General features: G+C 45.8%; 9 protein-coding genes. 1 reads left to right on the forward strand and 8 read right to left on the reverse strand.

Annotated elements, in window-relative coordinates:
• Nucleotides 1-682 precede the first annotated feature (682 nt).
• On the forward strand, nt 683-1366 hold the full coding sequence (locus NG796_RS26095) for a glutathione S-transferase family protein (protein ID WP_261210408.1): 684 nt from the start codon (nt 683-685) through the stop codon (nt 1364-1366).
• A gap of 10 nt (nt 1367-1376) precedes the next feature.
• On the opposite strand, the gene NG796_RS26100 is transcribed toward NG796_RS26095, so the two are convergent.
• The 8 genes from NG796_RS26100 to NG796_RS26135 all read right to left on the reverse strand — a co-directional run.
• Nucleotides 1377-1610 (reverse strand): hypothetical protein, encoded by a 234-nt coding sequence (locus tag NG796_RS26100; RefSeq protein ID WP_261210410.1) that lies wholly within the window; start codon nt 1608-1610, stop codon nt 1377-1379.
• A gap of 80 nt (nt 1611-1690) precedes the next feature.
• Nucleotides 1691-3322, reverse strand: coding sequence for a patatin-like phospholipase family protein (locus NG796_RS26105; protein ID WP_261210412.1), 1632 nt, complete (start codon nt 3320-3322; stop codon nt 1691-1693).
• A gap of 634 nt (nt 3323-3956) precedes the next feature.
• Complete coding sequence (locus NG796_RS26110; protein WP_261210414.1) at nt 3957-4124, reverse strand: hypothetical protein; 168 nt, start codon at nt 4122-4124, stop codon at nt 3957-3959.
• 245 nt (nt 4125-4369) lie between these two features.
• Nucleotides 4370-4513 carry a hypothetical protein gene (locus NG796_RS26115; RefSeq protein WP_261210416.1) on the reverse strand — a complete coding sequence of 48 codons (144 nt, stop codon included), beginning with the start codon at nt 4511-4513 and terminating at the stop codon, nt 4370-4372.
• Between the two features lie 207 nt (nt 4514-4720).
• Nucleotides 4721-5395: a hypothetical protein gene (locus NG796_RS26120; protein WP_261210418.1), complete on the reverse strand. Its 675-nt coding sequence runs from the start codon at nt 5393-5395 to the stop codon at nt 4721-4723.
• A 34-nt stretch (nt 5396-5429) separates the two neighbouring features.
• On the reverse strand, nt 5430-5942 hold the full coding sequence (locus NG796_RS26125) for a DUF1993 domain-containing protein (RefSeq protein WP_261210420.1): 513 nt from the start codon (nt 5940-5942) through the stop codon (nt 5430-5432).
• A 383-nt stretch (nt 5943-6325) separates the two neighbouring features.
• Nucleotides 6326-6688, reverse strand: coding sequence for a hypothetical protein (locus tag NG796_RS26130; RefSeq protein WP_261210422.1), 363 nt, complete (start codon nt 6686-6688; stop codon nt 6326-6328).
• 175 nt (nt 6689-6863) lie between these two features.
• Nucleotides 6864-7211, reverse strand: a 348-nt coding sequence (locus tag NG796_RS26135) for a hypothetical protein (RefSeq protein WP_261210424.1), incomplete at its 5' end; no start/stop codon positions are given.

The following is a 7211-nucleotide window of genomic DNA, read 5'->3' on the forward strand; positions in this document are numbered from 1 at the left end:
CCTCTACTCGCTATCCAGTGGTCAAAAAGAGGTATTCAAAACCAAAATCATCCCCCAAAAAGACCGCTTAAGCTTCTAATTTTTGTCCTACACTCTTTTAACAGTGGCTCCCCTCCTGGTGGGTCAAATTTCGCTTAGTCTAAACTCCAGTAGGGTATCCTTGTTGGGACCCAAGATTGCTGGACTTGTTGCAATAAGAGTAGTCGCAATTCCCGTGAAGGCACTGATAGCAGCCAAGGCTATAGGCTGGTATTTAGTAGTCTTTTCAGTATCTTGAGAGTCTGTCATCTTATCGATAAATTTTAATTGACTTGTAAACAACTCCTGTCGCTGTTCGAGGAGCCAGCTAACTCTTGAGTGTGCCGCAGTTGTGGTCTAGCACCCTTTTACGGCGTATAAAATCAAAAACCGGAAACATTTAACTCTAAACTTCCGCTTTTCCGCAGGTTCTACCCAAATCGTGCTGATTCAGTCGAGTGTTTCGTGGTGGGCTGTTGGGTTGGTTGTCGGTTTGTCGGATAAGTGTCGGATTCGACTTCGACAGTTTGTCCAAGGCGATCGCATCAACCTCGAAACGTGCAAGTCAGTGGCTCACTCAAAATCACGGAATTTGCCGCTGTATAAAAGTTTTACTCAAGTCCCTAAGCGTGATATTTTCAGAATCAAAAGCTATAACAAAACAATGCTAACCGTCCACCATCTCAACGTTTCCCAGTCGGAGCGGATTATCTGGCTGCTAGAAGAACTGGAATTGCCGTACGAACTGGTTCTGTACCAACGAGACCCAGTGACCCAGTTTGCTCCTCCCGAATTGCGGGACATTCATCCCGTGGGTACTGCGCCGGTGTTGGTCGATGACGAGGTAGTGCTGGGTGAATCGGGAGCTATCATCGAATATATCCTAGGGCGCTACGGGGAAGGACGGCTGGCGGTATCCGTCGCATCACCTGAGTATCCAGATTACCTGTACTGGTTCCACTACGCCAATGCCAGCTTGATGACCTGGAGTATTGTAAGCTGGATTACCGGAATGGCCCTAGGACCCGATAGCAATTCTCCACTACTCCCCGCTTTACGGCAGCGGCTCGATCTCCATCTGGAAATGGTAGAAAATCGCCTATCCCAAGGGGACTATTTCGCCGGTGCTGAGTTCACAGCCGCCGACATTATGATGCACTTCCCATTCGGGACGATGAAGGCATTTTATGACTTGGGTTTTGACAACCGGCCCCACATCAAAGCGTGGCTGGCTCGGATTAGCGATCGCCCGGGATATCAGCGAGGGATGAAAGCAGCCGGACACGAACAAGACCCAGTTCTGGAGGGGACCACAAGCCGCGTGATTGGGTTGGATTCCTCTGCTTGAATTACCCGAATCAGATAGTTTTGCAGGCTGTGGATGAGTTGAGCAGGACGAAGTGAAGTTGGGGGCGATCGCAAATAACTGTTAAAGCTGGCAGTTTCAAAGAGGCGATCCCCCGTTGGGTTGGTTTGTCGGATTTGTCGGATAACGGTTGGATATGACAGTTTGTCCAAGGCGATCGCCTGTCGGTGTTTGGTGGGTTTGTCGGATAAGTTCGGATCTGACAGTTTGGGGGAGGCGATCGCATCTGAGTCGGGTCCGGCGGATAGGGGCTGGCAGTTTGGGAAAAATTTTACTTGCCCCATAATTTTGCAATTTGTTATTAGACTAGGGCTTTACAAACTTTTCTTCAGGCAATAACTCTTCTAATAAGCTAATAGGATTGTCATTCAGTATTTCCCAGTCTTGCTTCAGTTCATCCCATAGCTGCTTAATTGCCGGAGGATAGGTCTCCGATTCTTTGCCATACTGCCGAACAATGTATTGCATCAGATTGAAACAAATAGTTGCTTGACCTGCAATAGTTATATCTATCAAAGACTGTGACTTCTTAAACCATAACGTTGTCGGCATTTTTGCTGCATTTTCAATCACCTCTTTTAGCTCTTGACTCAGAGGTGTAATTTTCGGTAAATCTACGTTACGCTTAGGATCTATTAGTCGGTCAATTTTATTTGAAACAATTTTGTTTTGGTAGGCTTTGTCCCCATGCAAGCAATTGGTAACCAATCTTTTGATACGAACCATAAACACAGAACTGGTAAGTGCAAGCAACGATTTTACTCGCAATTCCAGCAAATAGAACAACTCATCAACTGTAAGCGTTTTCAAATCTTTCCAACCCGCAAGACCTACATTAGGTATTCGTGAGAGTATCTGATTTTTGATTACCTCTCGTCCCCACGCAAAAACAAAGACTATTCCAGCCACCAAAATTATAGGCATTAAAGCTGAGAAAAAATCCTGCAAAAAAATAAATGTTCCTCCTTGGATTTCTTGCCAAAGTTCATAGACAACAGAAATTATCGTCAAACCACAAGTCACTAAGAAAAACCGGATAAGCCCGTCTATTTGTCCCAAGGTTAGGTTGCTGGATATTTGATTATTCTGGGGATATAAAAGTAGATTATCTTTTTCTGAATCTACATCTGAAATTATTAACAAGCCTAAAGGCTCGGTACCTTTTCGCTTATCGGCTAACAGTAAACTATCAATTCCCTGATTATCAGAGATACCACCATCCATTAAACCTAGAGATTCAAACTGTTTATTATCCTTAATGGCAGAAGGTATTTTATTATTAGGCCACGCAAAATCTTGAGGAAATTGCATTGGTTCAAAGCCTCCGGGAAAACAAGATGAAGCAGCCAGAATATCTGCTAAACGAATGTCCTGTGCTAATTCTCTGGGAATAGATATGTTACCGTTACCAATATAAGCATGAACACTGATACTTTTTTGAAAACGAAATGCCACGCCCGTACAAAACTCAGTAGTATTAAACGAAATTTCTTCCACTGAAATCTTCGAGTCGAGAATTGCTTTTAGAGTGTACGGACTGCCTTTAGGAGACTTAAGTAAAGTATCAGCATAAACATTTGCCATCGATAAAATTAGCTTTCGTTGGCCTGATGGCACTCTTATCGAACCATTGTTCAAGTCTGCTAGTCCTTGTTGAAATAGATTTTCATCGCGTAGGAAAAGATAAAAGTTTCGGAAAAACTGAGAAAATGGGACTCCTTCTACCAAAGATAAAATATATTTCATACCCGTAAATGTTCCACCAGATACTGTAGATAATCGGCGGAGCTGAGGAAGGAGTTGAATTTTATCAAGATAGGCTAACGTTCCTAAATGAAATGCCGCAGCACGATAGCCACCACCTGACAAAGCTAACCCAAAAGAAATTTTGCTTAAATCTTCGGGTTTTTTCTCCATATCTTGCAAAATAGTTGTCATTCTATCACAATTCTCCAGCTAATAAGTTTAGTTAATTTTTTCCCTTAAGTAATGCTAGTTACTAATTCATAAAACCTTGAAGCTTAGAATACATTCGTCAACCGAAGATAGGGCTGTTTGATTTGAGCGAACAATTTTGAGTGCCATTGCACAAGGTTTTACCTAAGCATAGTTATGACTATATCCGAAATTTTCTATCTCAGCCCGTATATTGCAAGAAATTCATGAATCATTGCAATTCGCAACAAACTAAGATAATTTGCAATAAGTTCGTTATGAACAATTTATTAGGACTATCTAACGCTAGAAAAACTCTGGACCCTGACAAGTTGAGGAGTGGGTCATTTTTTTACGGGCAGCGCTGTCCGTAAAGGCTAGGATTCCTAAAATAGTTTGCTCGATTAGCATTGCTTTGACAAGGCTCTAATGCCACCCTAAATTATCAGGAAAACCAGGCATTATTTGAGTAAAAATCAGCTCAACCCGAATTCAACTAAGCCCACCAATCCAGGACCACTCCATTCGCACAAAGGCCATCAACATCTCACAATGGACTGCATCAAGACAATAGTGACACATTCAATCTGATAGTAGCGACTGAGTGCTGCATTCTGAGAGTCGGGTCCGGTCTAGCTTAATCTTGGGGGTAATGTTGACGAGGAAAGCCACCAAGTAATGCGATCGCCACTAACTGAGCTAGAACCAATTGCCACCCACCGAGATAATTCTGAGCCTTGCACCCGGAACCAGCCCGAGATAATTTAGACCAATCGCCACCGACTGAGTTAGAGCCAATCGCCACTGATTAAGCCCAGACTATTCGGAGCCAGTAGCCGCCAAACATCGAACTCGAACTGCACCGGCGCTCATGGACACCTAGATTCCTTCCGAACCGAACGGAGCGATCGCCTTTGATAGTCACCCGCAGACCATGAATCTGCGGGTCAACCAGTCGAAGTACAAGCTAATCCGGCCAACGATGAGCACGACCGTCACCTGCTGAAACCAGACTGGCAACTGACTGAGCATAGTCACCCGGACACCACCTCAACAAGAAGCGTCGGTCAAGTCAACCATCAGCCTCAAAATAGCGATTAGCCTCCAGTCAGCGATCGGTCTTAACCCGGCGATGGGTTTCCCGTCAGCGATTGCCATCAGACTAGCGATCGCCAACTCCACCGATTCAGTCAACTTGACCAGCGCTCGACTTAGATTCAGTGAATCAGCTCAATCAAAACTTAACTCGAACATAGTGAATTCCACAAGAACACTCGATAACTTAACCAGGCTCCTCAACAACCAAACAATTGCTATCATTGCTGTGCGGCCACTGAACCACCACCAACTCAGCCAAACATTGACCAAAATAGTTCTGGGGATTGGGTCGAGACAAGTGCTTCAACCCACATCACCTAAGCCATCCGGCTGCAATGCAAACTTATCGTCACCTTGAATGGTCACATAACCATCAGAGAATCGAACATAAACTGTTTTGGTATTCAGCGCTCGTTCTACCTGTCCAATTTGGCCGGTATAGGGCCAGCCTTGTATCAAGCAAACTACGCGGTCTCCAGGCTGCAACTTAGACTCGCCGTACCGTTTTTTGCCTTGGAAGTCGGCGCGGATTTCTTCAAGTTCTTTCTGGCGCTCCTGCTCCTTCTTTTGGCGAATTTCTGCTGATATGCGTTCCTGTTCTTTAAGCTCTTTGACCGTGATGTTAAGACGATGGGCCTTAGTGTTTAATCGGACATTTTCTTGATATTCTTGGCATCGTAATAGTGGAGCTTGGGCAGACTCGTTTACTTTAGCAATTCTTTCGAGTGCGTGAATTGCTGCATTATAGCGCCAAATATCGCCGCTCATTCCCTCGCGTTCCAAAATTTGGATTATCTGCGAATTTCCTGGACCAAATTCTGATAATCTACCTAATATTTTGCTAATTAGCTTATAGTTATCGCCGTATTGAACCCATTCGTGATACATAGCAATTACTTCGGATGCGGATTGAGCTTCCGGCAGGGTAAGGAGCAATCGCTCATCAGTGCTATTTGTATGTTTTACACGAGAACCCATGTTATAACTCCTTTAAAGCCCAACTCATTAAACTTTATGCTTTCTGAATTAATGGAACTAAGTGCATCATGTAATCCTGCTTTCCAATGGGTACGCCAGTCATGCGGAGGATATCGTAAGCCGTAACCAGATGGAAATAGAAGTTTGGAATTAGAAAATTGTTGACATAAGCCTGACCCAACATTTCGAGGTAACGACCCTGGCTAAGGTCGATGCGTACCAACTCATTGAGTTTTTCATCTTCAGTGTGAATGCTTGAAAGCAGTTGTTGGGTATTCGCGATATGTTCGTAGGCTGCCACGAGAGAGGTAACTTTTGGATCGAGATTATCCCTCGGTTTGCCACTACACCATAAAGCAAAGTTGCGAGGTTGATTGCAGGTGAAAGCAATCTGCGTACCGAGGGGCAGCATATCAGTCGCAATCCGCTGGTCCAGAAACCCCTCACTCTCACCGAAATGTTTTTGAGCTAACTTTAGGAGGTGTTCAAGAGTCGTTAGGCGGCTTTGGAAGACGGTTATGATGGAATCTATATTTTGACGGGACATTTTGCGCTCCTTCTGACTAGACTTTCGGCTTCCACTGCTGGTAATCGCATCAGCCGTCCAGCTTCCGGGAGCCGGAGTGATTTGTGCAATTGTAGACGAATACTAATTCGGCCAACAATGAACAGGGATATCACCTACTGGAACTAGGCAGTTGCCCCAACTCAACGGGCGCAGTCACCACCCAGACAGGTATCAACTTAAACTAGCGAGCAACCTCAATCTAGCAATTGCCAACTCAACCCAGCAAGTATCAACTAGGCTCCTTGGCAACTCCACCAGAGCGATAAGCCCCAGGGCCCGGGCTGCGGTTACCGCCAACTTAACCAACCGAGCATCCAATTGACCCGACGATTAGCTATCCACTAGCCAATCGGTCCCTAGACTTAGCGATCGCCAAGCCAACTCGGTGCGTGCTCATTCGAGCCAAGAAGTAACAACCCCCCGAGGGTGGTCAACAGTTCACCTAGACGAATCCCAACTCGACGATGCGATCGCTCATTGATGATGCGCTCGGCAAACTGACCCGGCGATTGGCACTCACCGAAACCAGCAAGAGTCCCGGCGATCGGCAACTCGACCATGCGATCGGTCACTTGGCTAGGCTCCTTCGGCAACTCAGCTAGGGAATCGGTCATTCGACTTGGCGATTGGCTATCAACCAGGCGATCGGTCATTTGACTTGGCCCCAAGCCTACGGCATAGCTTCGCTTACCGCAACTTGCCCCAATCCAGTGAGGAACCAGCATCTATCCCAGGCGCTCAAGATTGGCTGGATTAATTGCCATCCTTCGGATTCAGTCTGGTTTATTCCCGTCATCGGTATCGCAGTGGTACAGTCCTGGTCACTCTAGCTGGCGATCGCCATCGCATCTAAGACTAACCCGGCCCAACAAGTATCTATTCAGTTATGAGCCAACCCGGTCAAGCCATAAACCCTCGCAGTCGGACTCGCTCTGATTCCGAAAGTAAAGACCATGCCGCTTGGAAGAACTGCTCGAAATAGTCTTGGTAAATCTCAGCGAACAGATTGCGAATCTCATAGAAGGCATCCGGATTATCAGCAAGGGCCAACCATTCGGCACACTCTTTAATATCTTGTTCCGTGGCTGATGGAATTGGGTCGGCTGACGCAGTTACGGGCGTGGCTGACGCAGTTGCTGACGCAGTAGCTGACGCTGTATCGCTTTGCTGGCAAGGAACTGACGCAATGAGGTCAATTTCCTCAATCGATTTTTCAGTTACAGTCACATCAACGATGCTGCTGGATGG

The organism is Laspinema sp. D2d, from assembly GCF_025370755.1.
In the GTDB taxonomy this organism is placed as follows: domain Bacteria; phylum Cyanobacteriota; class Cyanobacteriia; order Cyanobacteriales; family Laspinemataceae; genus Laspinema.

Excerpts from the sequence above, each read along its gene's own strand:
- NG796_RS26095 (WP_261210408.1), top strand. The coding sequence starts at position 683 with ATGCTAACCGTCCACCATCTCAACGTTTCCCAGTCGGAGCGGATTATC.
- NG796_RS26100 (WP_261210410.1), bottom strand. The coding sequence starts at position 1,610 with ATGCGATCGCCTCCCCCAAACTGTCAGATCCGAACTTATCCGACAAAC.
- NG796_RS26105 (WP_261210412.1), bottom strand. The coding sequence starts at position 3,322 with ATGACAACTATTTTGCAAGATATGGAGAAAAAACCCGAAGATTTAAGC.
- NG796_RS26120 (WP_261210418.1), bottom strand. The coding sequence starts at position 5,395 with ATGGGTTCTCGTGTAAAACATACAAATAGCACTGATGAGCGATTGCTC.
- NG796_RS26125 (WP_261210420.1), bottom strand. The coding sequence starts at position 5,942 with ATGTCCCGTCAAAATATAGATTCCATCATAACCGTCTTCCAAAGCCGC.
- NG796_RS26130 (WP_261210422.1), bottom strand. The coding sequence starts at position 6,688 with ATGCTGGTTCCTCACTGGATTGGGGCAAGTTGCGGTAAGCGAAGCTAT.